The sequence below is a fragment of the Citrobacter sp. UYEF32 genome, from assembly GCF_040546205.1.
Classification (GTDB): domain Bacteria; phylum Pseudomonadota; class Gammaproteobacteria; order Enterobacterales; family Enterobacteriaceae; genus Phytobacter; species Phytobacter diazotrophicus.
This window is the reverse complement of sequence record NZ_JBEPNI010000005.1, coordinates 39,160-53,630: the sequence shown is the minus strand read 5'-3', so window position 1 is coordinate 53,630 and position 14,471 is coordinate 39,160. Positions and strand designations below refer to the sequence as shown.

Annotated in this window: 14 protein-coding genes and 2 pseudogenes; 2 read left to right on the top strand and 14 right to left on the bottom strand. The window is 52.1% G+C overall.

The window, feature by feature from the left end:
• Positions 1-285 precede the first annotated feature (285 nt).
• Positions 286-1,863, top strand: a complete 1,578-nt coding sequence (locus tag ABIB59_RS14790; RefSeq protein WP_169039274.1) for an EAL domain-containing protein — start codon at positions 286-288, stop codon at positions 1,861-1,863.
• Positions 1,864-1,934: 71 nt separating this feature from the next.
• Here the strand turns inward: ABIB59_RS14790 and ABIB59_RS14785 are convergent, their stop codons facing one another.
• From ABIB59_RS14785 to ABIB59_RS14735, 11 genes and pseudogenes are all read right to left on the bottom strand, one after another.
• Positions 1,935-2,687, bottom strand: a complete 753-nt coding sequence (locus ABIB59_RS14785) for an IucA/IucC family C-terminal-domain containing protein (protein WP_354035972.1) — start codon at positions 2,685-2,687, stop codon at positions 1,935-1,937.
• Complete coding sequence (locus ABIB59_RS14780) at positions 2,674-3,468, bottom strand: ABC transporter ATP-binding protein (protein WP_502910512.1); 795 nt, start codon at positions 3,466-3,468, stop codon at positions 2,674-2,676. The genes ABIB59_RS14785 and ABIB59_RS14780 overlap by 14 nt, the downstream gene beginning before the upstream one ends.
• A gap of 14 nt (positions 3,469-3,482) precedes the next feature.
• Positions 3,483-4,514 (bottom strand): FecCD family ABC transporter permease, encoded by a 1,032-nt coding sequence (locus tag ABIB59_RS14775; protein WP_354035970.1) that lies wholly within the window; start codon positions 4,512-4,514, stop codon positions 3,483-3,485.
• The gene (locus ABIB59_RS14770) at positions 4,504-5,490 is read right to left on the bottom strand and encodes a FecCD family ABC transporter permease (RefSeq protein WP_335255126.1); all 987 of its coding nucleotides are present in this window, start codon (positions 5,488-5,490) and stop codon (positions 4,504-4,506) included. Before ABIB59_RS14770 ends, ABIB59_RS14775 begins: the two co-directional genes overlap by 11 nt.
• Positions 5,487-6,398 carry an iron-siderophore ABC transporter substrate-binding protein gene (locus tag ABIB59_RS14765; RefSeq protein WP_354036343.1) on the bottom strand — a complete coding sequence of 304 codons (912 nt, stop codon included), beginning with the start codon at positions 6,396-6,398 and terminating at the stop codon, positions 5,487-5,489. The genes ABIB59_RS14770 and ABIB59_RS14765 overlap by 4 nt, the downstream gene beginning before the upstream one ends.
• A gap of 33 nt (positions 6,399-6,431) precedes the next feature.
• Positions 6,432-8,501, bottom strand: a complete 2,070-nt coding sequence (locus ABIB59_RS14760; RefSeq protein ID WP_079498262.1) for a TonB-dependent receptor — start codon at positions 8,499-8,501, stop codon at positions 6,432-6,434.
• A 465-nt stretch (positions 8,502-8,966) separates the two neighbouring features.
• The gene (wcaA, locus tag ABIB59_RS14755) at positions 8,967-9,809 is read right to left on the bottom strand and encodes a colanic acid biosynthesis glycosyltransferase WcaA (RefSeq protein WP_317085788.1); all 843 of its coding nucleotides are present in this window, start codon (positions 9,807-9,809) and stop codon (positions 8,967-8,969) included.
• Between the two features lie 84 nt (positions 9,810-9,893).
• Positions 9,894-10,058, bottom strand: a pseudogene (locus tag ABIB59_RS14750) (pentapeptide repeat-containing protein); the annotation flags it as partial.
• A gap of 431 nt (positions 10,059-10,489) precedes the next feature.
• A complete protein-coding gene (gene arsC, locus ABIB59_RS14745) occupies positions 10,490-10,915 on the bottom strand; it encodes a glutaredoxin-dependent arsenate reductase (RefSeq protein ID WP_039078827.1) in 426 nt (141 codons plus the stop codon).
• Between the two features lie 7 nt (positions 10,916-10,922).
• Positions 10,923-11,045 (bottom strand): annotated as a pseudogene (locus tag ABIB59_RS14740) (hypothetical protein); the annotation flags it as partial.
• Positions 11,046-11,142: 97 nt separating this feature from the next.
• Positions 11,143-11,640, bottom strand: a complete 498-nt coding sequence (locus ABIB59_RS14735; protein WP_039078826.1) for a DUF1003 domain-containing protein — start codon at positions 11,638-11,640, stop codon at positions 11,143-11,145.
• 258 nt (positions 11,641-11,898) lie between these two features.
• Here ABIB59_RS14735 and ABIB59_RS14730 point away from each other — a divergent pair, with 258 nt between their 5' ends.
• Positions 11,899-12,477: a YceI family protein gene (locus tag ABIB59_RS14730; RefSeq protein WP_354035968.1), complete on the top strand. Its 579-nt coding sequence runs from the start codon at positions 11,899-11,901 to the stop codon at positions 12,475-12,477.
• 45 nt (positions 12,478-12,522) lie between these two features.
• Here the strand turns inward: ABIB59_RS14730 and ABIB59_RS14725 are convergent, their stop codons facing one another.
• From ABIB59_RS14725 to ABIB59_RS14715, 3 genes are read right to left on the bottom strand one after another with little or no spacing between them, the layout of a single operon-like run.
• On the bottom strand, positions 12,523-13,320 hold the full coding sequence (locus ABIB59_RS14725) for an anti-sigma factor family protein (RefSeq protein ID WP_354035966.1): 798 nt from the start codon (positions 13,318-13,320) through the stop codon (positions 12,523-12,525).
• A complete protein-coding gene (locus ABIB59_RS14720) occupies positions 13,317-13,832 on the bottom strand; it encodes a sigma-70 family RNA polymerase sigma factor (RefSeq protein ID WP_071195509.1) in 516 nt (171 codons plus the stop codon). The genes ABIB59_RS14725 and ABIB59_RS14720 overlap by 4 nt, the downstream gene beginning before the upstream one ends.
• Before the next feature lie 22 nt (positions 13,833-13,854).
• Positions 13,855-14,400: a tetratricopeptide repeat protein gene (locus tag ABIB59_RS14715; protein WP_354035964.1), complete on the bottom strand. Its 546-nt coding sequence runs from the start codon at positions 14,398-14,400 to the stop codon at positions 13,855-13,857.
• Between the last annotated feature and the right edge of the window lie 71 nt (positions 14,401-14,471).

The window sequence follows — 14,471 nt, the reverse complement described above, 5'->3', positions numbered from 1 at the left end:
ACGGGTGTCGAATATTGTATTGCTTTGAGAATCTTTACGGGAATCACTCTTTTTAACATTCACCTTTGAAAGGGTACTTTTTTGCAATTCATGGCGCCATTCCACTGGTGTTGACGACGGTCGCAGGAATGAACAGCGATAACAGATAAAGTCCCGGGCAATATGGCCGATAATCACGATAAGTGCGGTTTACCTCTCAGGTCTGAGAGCATGACTGGGATAGGGTTAATACTGTACCGAGCGTGCACGTTGGATAACCATAAAGACAGGGGAATGTTGTCAACAATGCCACTGCAAATACTGAGAACTCTCCACCACAGGATCGGCATTTACGCATTATCCATAGTGTTAACCTTCGGTGCCCTGTATGGCGCAGGCCTGGGGGTGTACTATATCTATGCCCATGAAAAACTAGAAGATTATGCTGAATCCATTCTGGCACGCAGCAATAGCCTTATTTCGCAAGTTAAACTGATTGATGGGCTGCGACAAGAGTTTGCGGTCTATGAACCATGCAGTGCTCAATACCAGCAGGCGCTGCGTAAACGGCTCTGGCCTTACCCGCTTATTAAAGATATCGCCTATGTTGAGGATGAGAAAATTGTCTGTTCGGCCCTCTGGGGAAAACTGAACGCGCCCCTTTCGTTGAACATGTTCAGAAATAAGGTCAACCGGGGGAGCTATACGTGGGTCTTTGATGCGCAGATTGAAGAAAACATTACGGCAGACGTCTTTTATACCAGTAATTTTGCCATAACGGTGTCACCTTTTGCCTTCCAGCGTTTTTGGGAGGAAGCCAATAAGATGGATTTTGATGCCATCATAGGTGATTTCAAACATGAAAATCATTTTTTTATGATTGGAAAAAACACACACTTACTGGAGTCTGTAGAACATAACAAAGCACACTCCTGGTTGTATTTTACGGAGCATGCCTGTAATAGTACGAATGACATTTGCGTTATTGCCGGGACATCACTCCCTTTATTTTTCAAAAACAATTTGTATATCCTGATTTCTCTGTTTAGTGCATCGCTTATCATCGGTCTGTTGATTGGCGCGCTGTACGTTAATAACGTGTCACATAAAGAGTCTTTACTTTCCCGACTGAAACACGCAATCGAAAACCGCGAGTTGCATTTTGTCTATCAACCCATCTACAGGCTTAAAGACCGCCAAATAACCGGCGTCGAGGTACTGTTACGCTGGACGGACCCTCAAATCGGACGTATCGGCCCGGATATATTTATTCCTCTCGCGGAAAAAAATGGCTTAATAAATAAGATTAGCCTGTATGTGGTTGAGCATTCCATTAGAGAGTGCGCGCCGATACTGCTGAACAGCGATATCACCCTTAGCATCAACGTCAGTTGCGCGGACATCTGCTCGGAGGAGTTTCGTGAAAAATTACTCAGCACGTTAAAAGATGAAAACGTTGCAGGCGAATCGATCATTCTTGAAATTACAGAAAGGCAAAGTTCCGGTACAGAAGATATTAAACGCTCGATGGACCTTTTTAAGGGGACCGGTATTATGTTTGCCCTCGACGATTTCGGAACCGGTTATTCAAACCTGAACTGGCTTTCCTTACTTGACGTGGGCGAAATTAAGATTGATAAGTCGATAACGGATTCAATAGGAACAGAATCCACCAATAAAGATATTCTTCCTGGTTTGATAGAGATGTTTAAAAACATACCTAAAATAGTGGTCTTTGAAGGGGTGGAGACAGACATACAGTATCAGTTTCTGAAAGATAACGTACCGGGAGGCTGCGCGCAGGGGTGGTACTTTGCAAAAGCGGTTCCTTTAAGCGAACTCCGTAGCGTCCTTGCCGGTCCCTGCGGCTCATTGCCTGCCTGAGTTTTTCGCCCTGGCAGACCCGCGCTGTATGATACCACTAAGCTCCCGCCCATAACCGCTGCGCACGCAATCTAGAACGACGTTGCCTTACACAGCGGGCAATTGTGACAATACTCCACAGGTTGCACCGTTTTGTAATAAAAACAGCAGGTGCGGCGAAAGCGCACCCTGTTTCCCGCCACGTCTTTTTGCAGGGGCCGACGAAAACGTCTTAGCGGGTTCCATGGCAGGCCAAACAGTGACGGGTCAGCCTCTTCCAGCAGCCAGGCAAAATCCGCCTGTTGGCGCTTCTCCTGATCGGCGCTAAGCCCCTCCATCCGTCCCTGATATAAGGAGTAGACCCGCACTGCGGTATTTTCCCAGAGAATGTGCTCCGGCAAACCGCTCACCTGTGACAGGCTTTGCCACAGCGGCGCGAAAAACGTTCTGAATAAGGTACTGACAATGGTTTCACGCCACGCATCACGCGCACCTGGGGCGTACCCCGTCGCCGTAATATCGGCTGGCAACGACGATGTCCACAAACCGTTATCGTGCGAATATTCCAGTCGACACGCCGTGAGTGATAACGGCAGGCCTTTATCAAACACACTCATCGCGTAAAGCACACTCCCGGATGCGAGAAATGCCACTCTTTTGGCGAAAAGCGATGCGGCAATCGCCAGGTCCGGCGCACCGATAAGCGGCATCACGCGCGCAAGTACCTCCCGACAGGTTTGCGCATCCCGCAGTACCTCGCCCGGCACGCTTCGCCAGTCTGCCTGTGCGAGTGAGCGCAGGCGAAACACGGTTTGCAGGTACGTATGTTCCTCACTCGTCAGCATGCGAGTCTCCCGGAAAAGGAATGCACAACGGCGTATGGAAGAAAGGATCGTCAATAATCCGACAGCGCAAATTAAACACCTTGTTCACCAGAGCTTCCGTCATGATCTGCTTTGGCGCCCCTTGCGCATACACCCGGCCTTGATGTACGGCCACCAGGTGATCGGCATAACGACAGGCCAGGTTCAGATCGTGCAGTACCATCACAATGGTTTTGCCCTGCTGCTGATTGAGGCCGCGCAACAGTTCCAGAATCTCAATCTGATGCGCCAGGTCAAGGTAGGTTGTGGGCTCGTCCAGTAACACGGTGTTTGTCGCCTGTGCCAGCGTCATGGCAATCCACACCCGTTGACGCTGCCCGCCGGATAACGCATCCACCGGGCGATGTTGCAGAGCGGTGGTTCCCGTCAGGCATAACGCCTCCTCCACCTGCTGTTCATCTTCCGCTGACCACTGTCGCAGCCAGTTCTGGTAAGGAAAACGCCCGAGGCTGACCAGTTGACGCACGGTGATTCCCTCCGGTGCGACGGGGGTTTGCGGCAAGATGGCCAGTTGGCGGGCAATCTGCGCCGTATTGCTGGTGTGAATGTCCGCGCCATCAAGAATGACCGTCCCTGACTGTGGCGTCAGCAGTCGCGCCATGGCTTTAAGCAGCGTGCTTTTACCGCAGCCGTTGCTGCCAATCAGCACCGACACTTTTGCCGCTGGCAGGGCTAAATCCAGCGAATCGATCACCTGTTGCTGGTGGTAGCTGATGCTCAGCTTTTGCGTTGTGAGAGACACGATTTCCTCATCGGTTACGTTCGCTGCCGGATAAGCAGCCATAAAAAGAACGGCGCACCGGCCAGCGCCACAAAAACCCCGGCCGGAATATCAGCGGGCCGAAACAGGGTTCGGGCCAGCAGATCGGCGGTGGTCACCATGCAGCCCCCACAGCAAACGGTGACAAAGGCCTGACCAAAAAAGCCCTGACGCACCACCCGCCTGGCAATGTGCGGCGCTATCAGACCGACAAAAGCCATTGCCCCCACCAGCGCAATCGCCCCGCCGGAGAGCACTACGCAGCCGAGCAACAACAGCACCCGCAGGGGATGTACTCGCACGCCGAGTCCGGTCGCCAGCTCATCATGCAATTGCAACGTTTTCAGGTAGCGCAGCAAAAAAACCACCACCGGAAGTGCCCAGAGATAAATCGTCAGCAGCCTTAGCACCTTCTCCCAAGTCGCGGCATAGACGCTACCGCTTAGCCACACCCAGGCGGAAAAGGTGGTGGTAAGCGGGCTAAAGACCAGAACTAACGTGACGACCGCCCCTGCCAGAGCCGAGACACCGACACCGGTCAGGATCAGGCGCAGCGGCGTGAGCCCTTTACGCCAGGAGAGCAGGAAAATCAGCCCAACAGCGCAGGCCGCGCCTGCCATCGCCGCCCAGGGCATCCCTGCGCTGCCGTATTGCAGGCTGAAAAAGGAGAGCCATATCAGCGCACCGGCGCTTGCTCCGGTCGTTACGCCCAGGGTATCCGGCGAGGCCAGCGGGTTACGTACCAGCGTTTGCATGATGAGCCCGGCCATCCCTAAGCCGCCGCCGGCCAGTAGCGCCAGCGCCACGCGCGGTAAACGTAACTCATGCAGAATAAAACTCTGCGGACGGGCGTCAGGCTGGAACAGGAGCCAAAAGGTTTGCGGCAGCGAAATCGCTACATCGCCGATACTCAGCGCCACAAGGGTAACGAGCATGGTGATGAGTAAACAAGCCAGTAATAATGGCAGCAAACGCGGCGAGAACTGGCGTGAAAAGGGCCCCACACGGAAAAGTTGGCTATTCGGCATGGTTCCCCCTGCGCTGCGCCAGCAAAATAAAGAACGGCGCGCCCATGAGTGCCGTCATCACCCCAACCGGGACTTCCTGCGGCAAAATCACAACCCGGGCGGCAATGTCTGCAACCAGTAGCAGCAAAGCACCGAGCACGGCACTGGCCGGGAGCGACTGGCGCAGATCGCTGCCAAACAACTGGCGGGCGATATGCGGCACAATAAGCCCGACAAAGCCGATATTGCCTGCCAGCGCTACCGCGCAGCCCGCCAGCCCAACCACCAGAACGCTGGCCAGCAATCGTACCAGTGCGATGTTGAGCCCGAGCCCACGGGCGATCTCTTCGCCAGCGTTCAGCACGCTCATTTGCCCGGCGAACAGACAGGCAGCGACCACCAACAGCACGCCAGGGAGCAGTACCGGGTACAGATGCACAAGATCATTTCCAGCAAGACTGCCCGCCAGCCAGAACAGCATGGTATCGAGCGTCTCCTGGTCAATAACGAGTATCGCCTGAGTAAAGGCGTTACACAGCGCGGTAATGGCAACACCTGCCAGCACCAGGCGCAGTGGGTTGAGCTGGCCTTTGCTAATACGGCTGGTGAACCAGACCAGCGTGCCGGTGGCACACGCGCCGGTAAACGCCAGACACAATGTGACCCAGGGGGAGCTAATGGCGAAAAAACTGCCCACCAGCACAATCATCAACGCCGCACCGGCATTAACGCCAAACAGTCCCGGTGCGGCTAACGGATTACGGGTCAATGCCTGCATCAAGCCGCCCGCCACCGCCAGAAAAGCCCCTACCCCCATCGCCAGCAGGGTACGCGGCAAACGTGAGGTGCGAATAATGGTATCCACCGCGCTGGTCGGGTCCGCATGTAACAGCGCATTTGTTAACTGCGCGAAGGTATAAAAGCGGGTGCCTGTCATCATACTGACCACTGCCATCACCACCAGCAGCAGGCCACAGAGCAGAAATCGCCCTCTCATGCTCGCCCCCTGAGTAGTGCGTATTCCACATCGTTGAGGATTTGATTCGCTCCCAGAATGCCGCCGGACAAACTCCAGGGCACGCTGTCCACGACCCATAATTGTCCCGTTTTCACCGCCCGCAGTTGCTGCCAGAGCGGATGTGCCGTGAGTGTTTGATACTGCCGGGCGATCGCCGGACTGTTAGCGCGCAGTAAAATGAAAAAGATATCGGCATCCAGCAAAGGAATATTCTCCATGCCGGAGAAACGTAACGAAGCGCTTTGCGCCTGCATCGCCTGTTCACTCCAGGCAAAACCCAGTTCGGACATCACCGAGCCCGGAAAGCTTTGCGCAACATAGCTACGAATATGATCAGGGCGCACCTCAATCACCGAAACCTGCGGGCCGTTCGCCGTATCAAATCGCGTCCGGATAAGATTACGCAGCGTGGCAACGCGCGCATCCCAGCGCTCAAGCAGTTGTGCCGCGGCGCTTTTCATCGCCAGCTTTTCTGCCACGACCCTCAGTGTTTTTTTGAACTCAAAGACATCATCAAGCAGCGCAACAGGGGCAATTTTTTGCAACAGCGGCGCGATATCCTGGTGACGGAAGCGGGAGGCAAAAATAATGTCCGGGTTGAGCAATACGATTTTTTCCAGCGCAGGCTGCGTCTCAAGCCCGAGCTGTGGTACACCGGAGAACTGCGGGCGCAAATAACGATAAACCGGTTTCTCCGTCCAGGACTCAACAATGCCAGCGGGTGTGGCACCCAACGCAGCCATGCTGTCAGTCGCTCCCTGGAAAAGTGACACGGCACGCAGTGCGGTCGGTTGACGGGCAAACAGCGTCGGTGAGACAACACCCAGCAACAGCGACTGGAGCGCGCGGCGGCGCGTCAGAGAAAATGAGAATGTGTTTTTCATCATCATTGATACCGCCCCGGAAAGGGGCGGTCTGAGTCAAAAATCAATACTGTAGCCGAGCGTGGCTGTGCGCCCGCGTCCGGCGAAATAGCGGTCCGGATCAACAGAAGCGCTCTGGGAATAGTAGGTAACGTACTGCTTATTCAGCAGGTTAGAGATACCGAGATTCAGCTTACCGTAAGGCAGTTTGTAACCCACGGCAGCATCCACCAGCGCATAGCCCGAAAAGTCTTTTTCCGCGTCGTCGAACGCTTTACTTAACGCCCAGTTAGCCTGCAGGAACGTGCTCAATTCGGCATTCCAGTTGGCCGACCAACTGGCGATGATACGATCCGGGGAGATATTCAGGCCATCGAGTTTCGCATCCAGGCTGCCGTTGTCATCGCTGTCATAACGACCGCGCATGTGCGACCAGGCTAACGTCAGCTTGTGGTCCGCATTAGGGCTGTAGCCCGCGCTAATTTCGACGCCATCAATTTCTGTTTTTTCGCGACGGGCAACAAACGCATCATTGACCAGTTCCACGCGACTCCCCAGCTTCGAGGTAGATTTGTAATAACTGGCTTCGAGGTCAAACGGGGCTTGCTGCACCCGGAACCCGACTTCACTGTTTTTCGTGACGATGGGTTGCAGGCCGCTGTAGTCATTGAGTTTTACCCCCGGCGTATCGATGCCGCGCAGTACGCGCCCGACATCCGGCACGGTAAAGCCTTCGCTGTAGCTGGCAAACAGGCTGAGCGGCTCAATGGGGGTCCACACCACACCCGCGTTATAGAGCGTCTTATCAAAGGACGGTGTTCCGCCCTCCACTTTCACACGGTCATTCGCCCACACCGTCTGATAGCTGTCGATGTTCAGACGCGCGTACTCATAACGCACACCGCCGCTTAATTTCACCGATTCAACAGGCGAAAACTCCATTTGCAGGAAAGGAGACAGGTCGGTGTAATTAATTTCCGGCACATAGGTGCGCCCGGTAGACCACAAATCCTGTTTCGAGTTATCAAACAGGGTATCGAAACCCAGCGTCGCTTTGATGCGATCATCCCAGATATCGTCCCTGGTCAGCGCAATTTTACTGCCGTATTTTTCGGTATAGGCCCGGCTCTGATCGTAGAGGGTGCCAATGGGCGCAATGGCAGGGTCCTGGAAAGAAGAGGAGTTGGTTGCGCCAAACAACGCTTCATAGCGCTGATAATATGCGAGCGCCGTCAGCTTCATGCCCGCAAGGTTATGGTTATCGTAGGTTGTGCCCACGGTCCAGACATCGTTGTGGGGGGCGCTGCCTTCCGGGTTACCCTTCACCGAGGTGGTGAGCACGCCAGCGTCGCGGTCGCCCCTCACACTGACGTAGTTATCTTTGTTTTTCAGTCGGTAACGGTTGAGGCTCAACTGTATGCGCTGATCGTTATCCAGCCAGTACCCCACCTTGGCCAGCATGTCCCATGCGCGGGAATCCATCAGGTCGCCCTGCGTATTATCAACGCCAATGGCGTGATTATTCGCATCCTTAAACAGGCCCTGGTCTTCATAGCTCAGCGAGAAAAGATAGTCGATATACTCTTCGCTGCCATTGATGCTGTAGTTGGTTTTATATGCCTGGGTATCACGGTCAAATTCCGCCGTCGGGGTGGTGGTTTCCACGCTGAAATGTTGGTTTACGGTGCCCGGCTGCGCGCGTTTCGTGATGATATTTATCACCCCGCCCGTGGCGCCGACGCCGTTGCTGGCGTTCGCTCCTTTGATCACCTCAATGCGCTCAATCATTGACGAGTCAATGGTGTGCATTTCTCGCCCGGTCGGGCGCAGCGGGTTTGACTGTGGAATACCGTCAATCATCACCAGCGGCATACGCCCGCGAAGCGTTTCGCCACTGCCGGACATTTTCTGCCGCGGAGGCGAAAATGACGGCAGTAAATTGCTGAGGATCTGCGAGGTGTCCGAGGTGATTTGCCGTTGCTGGGCAATTTCTTTTTCGCTTATTACCTTAATGACCTGGGGGGAGTCATTACGTGACCCCTCCGTACGTGTCGCGCTAACAATCAATTCATCATCACTACTTGTCGCATCCTGCGCATAAAGCGGCGACGTAAAGACCAAAGCCATCGCGCCGTATAAAGGGGAAAATCGCATGCAAACAACCCTCAATCATTATTCCCCATCTTTTTTGGGGATCATTCCGTAAAAGAAACAAATAACAACAATAAGAAATATTTTGATAATGATTATCAATATCATGAATGAAATGTAAAGCAGAGATGCGAATTTTTGCGCAATGCACGGTAAACGCATTACGCAGGCGCATATGACGCCTCACTGGCGGCTAGTACCGCTGCATTTCCTGCGCTGCGCTAAAAGGTTTTTCTACAGGTTGAGGATCGGGCGACGCTCAATGGCGGACAACAGCGTGACCCGCAATAGCGGGTCGCGACATCCGGCGTGAATGAGATATTGAGAATAGCGTCCCTGCTGAGGCGCTCATCCAGAAAGCGGTGATCGTGATTGTTAAGCCCCAGTAAGCTTGAGATGAAGATGCTGACTGATCATACGCAACGGGTTGCCCGTAACGTTTTAGAATTTCTTATCCTTAAACACAGTTTGCAGCATCATGTAACGCTTAACGTTGCGTAAGCACAGTAAACTTCTAAAAACCCGAAAAGACATCGGTTTTTTGCGAATATAGTAAAGTGTGAAAAGTTGGTACTTCTTACTTGTCTTGTCGAACTTATCGCTATGTTTTTTATAAAAAGAGAAATAGCCCGAAAATTTCTTCCTGGAAGCGGTTATTCTTACTTCACCGTGGTTTACATAAAGAATTTGCGTGGCAAGATTCAGTTTAAACGGTCCGCCATATTGCTCTGCCAGTCGGTAAAACGCATCATAATCCTGCGCCGCGGCAAGCTGCGTATCAAAAAGGACAGTTTGCAAACGCGATGTTAAGGTGAAAACCTGATTTCCGACGATATTCTTTTTGTTAAATAATTGCTGGTTATAATCGGGTTTTGGATAAAGCCTTAAACTCTCCAGCGAGAGATAACCTGATGCATCACAAATATAATCATCGGCATATAAAAATGCATGCTGATTCAGTTTGTGTTGTTCCTTAAGAAAGGATGTGAGACGGTTTGGCAACCACTCGTCATCATCGTCAATACCAGTGATAAAATAACCATTCGCAAGCGTAATCGCCTGATTTCTCACAGCACAAGCGCCGGAGTTATAATCATTTCTGATATATTTTATGCGAGGGTCCGCCAGACCCTCAATAAACCCTTGAAGGTTAAGGAAATTGGGAGAGAAATCATCAACAATGATCAACTCCCAGTTCTCGTATTCCTGTTTCAGGATCGATTCAACAGCGCGCTTTGCTAATTCCTCTCTGTTCCACGTGGGCATATAGATGGAAACCAGCAGATTGGGTTTTACTACGGAATCAGATAACGCGTCTGACTCGGAAACCGTTTTGTAAAAGCTCGCATTTTCAGGATCGCTTTCCGTAAAGTTCACACCATAACAATTGGCATAATCAAAGATTGCCCCTTTCAAAGAACAATAGCTAAGATTTGCTCCGCGTAAACATGCATATGAAAAATCGGCATTTCTCAGATCACTAAATGACAGATCTTCACCAGCAAAATCTGCGTTTCTAAAATTTAGACCCATATAATTCGTAAAACGGTGATCACTTTTAAGAAATATATTTTTAATGCTCTTATTGCCATGCCGCTTAACCCTATATTCTTTTTCATAAGGGGCAGCTTTTTCATTTAAAAGCATGATTTTTTTCCTGTCTTGTTCTCTCCCAGAGAGCAACAGCATATCAAGCCCTTTTTAAGCAATGTATAAATTTTACAATTTATAATTCCTTTTAAGAATTTCCTTATTAACACATAGCGTGGATATTAATTTTATTGTTTTTTATCAATGCATTAAGCGAGCTTAATATGATGTAATTTCGTTGCAGAGTATTAATATGCCAGAAATAGTTTGCGCGGTAATAGTGCCAGTACACTGACGCGATGAGCCGTACCGGAAAGAGCGGCAGGAAGGAATGGCGAAGCCATCATAAGGGGACATCCGCCCCCCTTTGAGATTTATTTCAGGCGTTTACCTGCCCCATCAATGACCTTCTCGCCATCTTCTTTAGCAAACGGTCCTTTCTGCGCATCCGGGAGAATATCCAGCACCACTTCTGAAGGACGGCACAGTTTCGTCCCCAGTGGCGTCACCACAATGGGGCGATTAATCAGGATCGGATGCTGCAACATAAAGTCGAGTAACTGCTCGTCAGTGAATTTATCTTCCGCAAGCCCCAGTTCTTCATACGGCTCAACATTTTTACGCAGCAGTTCCCGTACCCTGATCCCCATATCCGCAATGAGTTTGACAAGTTCATCGCGTGACGGTGGAGTCTCAAGATAATGGATAACGGTCGGTTCAGTACCGCTATTGCGGATCATCTCCAGCGTGTTACGCGACGTGCCGCAGGCCGGATTGTGATAAATGGTGATGTTGCTCATATCAGTCTCATTGCAAAGTGAAAGAGAAACGTAGCGCCAGCGCGGCCAGCGTTACAAATAGCGCAGGCAGAGTCATGATGCTTCTGGTGCGGAAATAATAGCCCCATGTGATGGTCACAGTTTTCTGCGAATGAATCGCACGCTGCGCAGGGGCGTTGCCCGGATAAGACACCCGCGCCGCCATCCGGGGCTCCCCGATGCGCTACGCTTATCGGGGCTACTCACGGCTACGGTTTGTGAAGCTCACGCTGTGCAAGCTGCAAGGCGAGTGCTTCGATACGCTCGGCCATTTCCCGGGTCAACTCGGTCAATTGGGTATTTTGTTTGAGCAATTCCAGCAGTTGCGCCGACTGCTCCTCGGCAAGTATCTGGCGCTTCGTCATTGCCTCGTCCAGATCTTCGCGGTGTTGAGCATCGGCCAGCGCATGCGCCTGATCGCGCTCCGCCTGGCGGGTTTGTGCCAGCAGGATCAACGGGGCGGCATAAGCAGCCTGAATACTGAACGCCAGGTTAAGCAAAATAAAGGGATAGGGATCAAACTTCACAACGCCTGCCACGTTCAGAACAATCCACACGATCACCGCGAATGTCTGCCCAATCAGAAATGTCGGCGTGCCGAAAAAACGTGCGAAGGCCTCTGCTTTCAATGCAAACCACTCGTCGCCAAACGTATGCGTAATACCCTTGAGGGGACGATATAACCGAAATTTTTTATCTGTATGCATATCAAAAACTTCCTGTGGGAGACGTTGCCAGGATCGCCGAAAATGTTTGCCGTGGGCTCTGATGTCCTGGCATACGAAAATATACGCCAGGTATGTTATACGTTAGCTAAAGCGACGATATAAGGCCTTTCTGCCCATTATCACCGCCCTGTAGGAGGAGCAGATCGCGTTAACGCTGCTCAACTCAATGTGAAGCAAAAATCGAATAAAAAACACGGCTCGCACGTTTACACGTTAAACACATCAAGGATCATCAACATGACGCGTATCGTGCCTTTTTTCGCCCTCGTATTTTTCATCAGTTCCTTTTCAGTATGTGCCAGCCCGGCTAACTACAGTATCAACACGCAGAAAACGACGATCACCCTCTCCTGGCATGCCTTTGGGGATACATCTGAGGCCAGCCTGGGAGATGTGAGCGGGAATATCGCACTCAATGGCGGAAACGAAGAAGGCGATAATATCAATGTTTCTATTCCGGTGGCGACGCTAAGGGCGTCTAACAGGCTGTTAACCTGGCAGATGAAAAGCAGCCTTTTCTTTGACGCCGGGCGTTATCCGAACATCACATTTATAAGCAGCCGCGTGGTGGCTCTGGGACAGGGTCATTTTCGAATTTTTGGCACACTGGCGGTGAAAAACATCTCGCGCCCGGTCATTCTGGATGCCTCAATGCCAGGCAAGAACAACGGGCTCACCGGGGCGGATAACCTTTTCCTGCACGCCTCAACAACGATTTCCCGCTCAGCATTCAATATGGACAGTTTCGCCACGCTGGTAGATGACAACGTGACAATCAATATTGAGATTCAGGCCCGCCCACATCAGGCGGTATAAGCATACCCGGCAGCCCTTTACTGGCATGCCGGCGTCTCTCTTTTGCTATGAAAGCGCAGCCTGCAACGTCAGTGCGTTTTGCTTCAACTGGGATGCAGGGTTACGGCCAATCAACACAAACTGGTATCTTCCGGAGTGCCACCAGACGAGATTCATCTTATGGCGCTGCTCGTGATTCAATTCCGGGCTGGCGGGCTTACTATCCGGTGAAATACACAGCGCCATCGGGCCGTAATCGGCATGCATCCAGGCGATTTGTGCAATCGAGGTGCTGTCATAGCGCAGCATTCGCACCATTTTCAGCTCTGCCCCGCTCAACACAAGTTGTTGCTCATTCGCCTGCAAACCTATGTCTTGCGCAGTACGCGTTAATCCACGCTGCAAGGCTGAAGGAGAACTGTCCGCATCCAGCAACGTTTCCGCACTGTACAAAGACATATACTGTGCCTCAAGGTCACGAATTTTTTCGCTCTCCCCCTGCTCACGCGTTGCCGGGCGTGCCAGATAGCCCAGCCCTGAGCCGATTACCAGAAAACTGAGCGAGGCGGCGATCAGCGCACGTCGGCTGACGCCCGTTGCTCTGACAGTAGTTTCTGGAGGTTGGGCGAGCACATTGGCCAGTTGCGCCTCCAGGCGAGAGTGCGGAGCCTCATTCAGAAGTGGCGCGAAGGCACTGGCAATGTCTGTCTGGTTAAGCCTTAACATTTCGGTTCGTGCAGCCAGTTGTTCATCCTGACCAAGCGCGACCTCAAAGCGCTCTGCATCACTTGCCTGCATTTCGCCATCCAGCCAGGCCACTATCGCCTCATCGCTATACGGTGCTGTAAATCTTATTGATTTCAATATCGCTTCTCCTGTACAGGGTGCGGCGTGTGAATAAGCTGGGCGATTTTCGCTCTTGCCGTAGCCAGCCGGCTCATGATAGTGCCAATCGGGACAGACAAGGTATCCGCCGCTTCCTGATAGGTAAAACCTTCGACATACACCAGAAATACCGCATTGCGCTGTGCTTCCGGCAAGGCGCTCACGTACTGCATAATTTTCCCATAGTGCAGGCGAGCCTCATCCTGTTCATTCGTCTCCGGTGCCAGTAATTCATCGCTTTCGACAAACCCCTGCCCCAGGCGCACCCGGCGGGCGCGCACCTCTGAAATCCAGATGGAATGCAGGATAGTGAATAACCAACTGTCGATGCGTGTGCCGGGGGTAAACTGCGCGCTTTTTTCAAGCGCGCGGACACAGGTAGACTGAACCAGTTCTTCGGCAACCTCGCGGTTACGCGACAGAACCAGCCCATAACGCCACAGGCGTGTCAGATGTTCAGCAAGATGCTGACGGACGTCACTGGTAGTGATTTTTTTATCCTCGTACCATTACTCAGGATTCAGGATGACCGTCGATAGCGGCCTGGAGATCCCTGTACTCCTCGCAACGCTGGCCGCAAAGTGTGGCAATGGTTTTCAATTGCGCTTTTGCCAGATCAGGACGCCCTTTCACCAACCATGCTTCACCCAGGTATTCACGTACTTTGGCATAGGTCGGGTCAAGGGCGATGGAGCGCTGATAATAGCCGATACCTTCATCAGTACGCCCCAGCTTACGCGTGGCATACCCCCGGTAATTCCAGGCCTCTGCAGTATCGCCGTTTTTAAGCGTGTTGAGCAGATCCAGGGCCGCCTGATACTCCCCTTTTTTTGCCAGATGGTACGCATAACGCGTTTTATCTTTATCGCTGATCTGGCTTGTTTTCTCGGGTACGCATTGTTTTCTTGCGCTGTCATACACCTGCCCTGTGGGGCAATCGGGCGTTTTGCTGTTGGTATTATCGTCACCTGCGGCAAAAACCGGCGTACTTAGCAAAACAAACACCGCAGGCACCAGACGTTGAATAAATGCGGAATGTAATAACGAAGACAGGTTCATAGTGAGCTCCGGATTAACAAAAAGCGCGGCCAGGCAGCATACGACGCAGTATGCTGTCCCGTAACAGATAG

Bases quoted from the DNA above. Each gene is read 5' to 3' on its own strand.
- ABIB59_RS14790 (WP_169039274.1), top strand. From the start codon at position 286: ATGCCACTGCAAATACTGAGAACTCTCCACCACAGGATCGGCATTTAC.
- ABIB59_RS14785 (WP_354035972.1), bottom strand. From the start codon at position 2,687: ATGCTGACGAGTGAGGAACATACGTACCTGCAAACCGTGTTTCGCCTG.
- ABIB59_RS14775 (WP_354035970.1), bottom strand. From the start codon at position 4,514: ATGCCGAATAGCCAACTTTTCCGTGTGGGGCCCTTTTCACGCCAGTTC.
- ABIB59_RS14770 (WP_335255126.1), bottom strand. From the start codon at position 5,490: ATGAGAGGGCGATTTCTGCTCTGTGGCCTGCTGCTGGTGGTGATGGCA.
- ABIB59_RS14765 (WP_354036343.1), bottom strand. From the start codon at position 6,398: ATGATGAAAAACACATTCTCATTTTCTCTGACGCGCCGCCGCGCGCTC.
- ABIB59_RS14760 (WP_079498262.1), bottom strand. From the start codon at position 8,501: ATGGCTTTGGTCTTTACGTCGCCGCTTTATGCGCAGGATGCGACAAGT.
- arsC (WP_039078827.1), bottom strand. From the start codon at position 10,915: ATGAGCAACATCACCATTTATCACAATCCGGCCTGCGGCACGTCGCGT.
- ABIB59_RS14735 (WP_039078826.1), bottom strand. From the start codon at position 11,640: ATGCATACAGATAAAAAATTTCGGTTATATCGTCCCCTCAAGGGTATT.
- ABIB59_RS14730 (WP_354035968.1), top strand. From the start codon at position 11,899: ATGACGCGTATCGTGCCTTTTTTCGCCCTCGTATTTTTCATCAGTTCC.
- ABIB59_RS14715 (WP_354035964.1), bottom strand. From the start codon at position 14,400: ATGAACCTGTCTTCGTTATTACATTCCGCATTTATTCAACGTCTGGTG.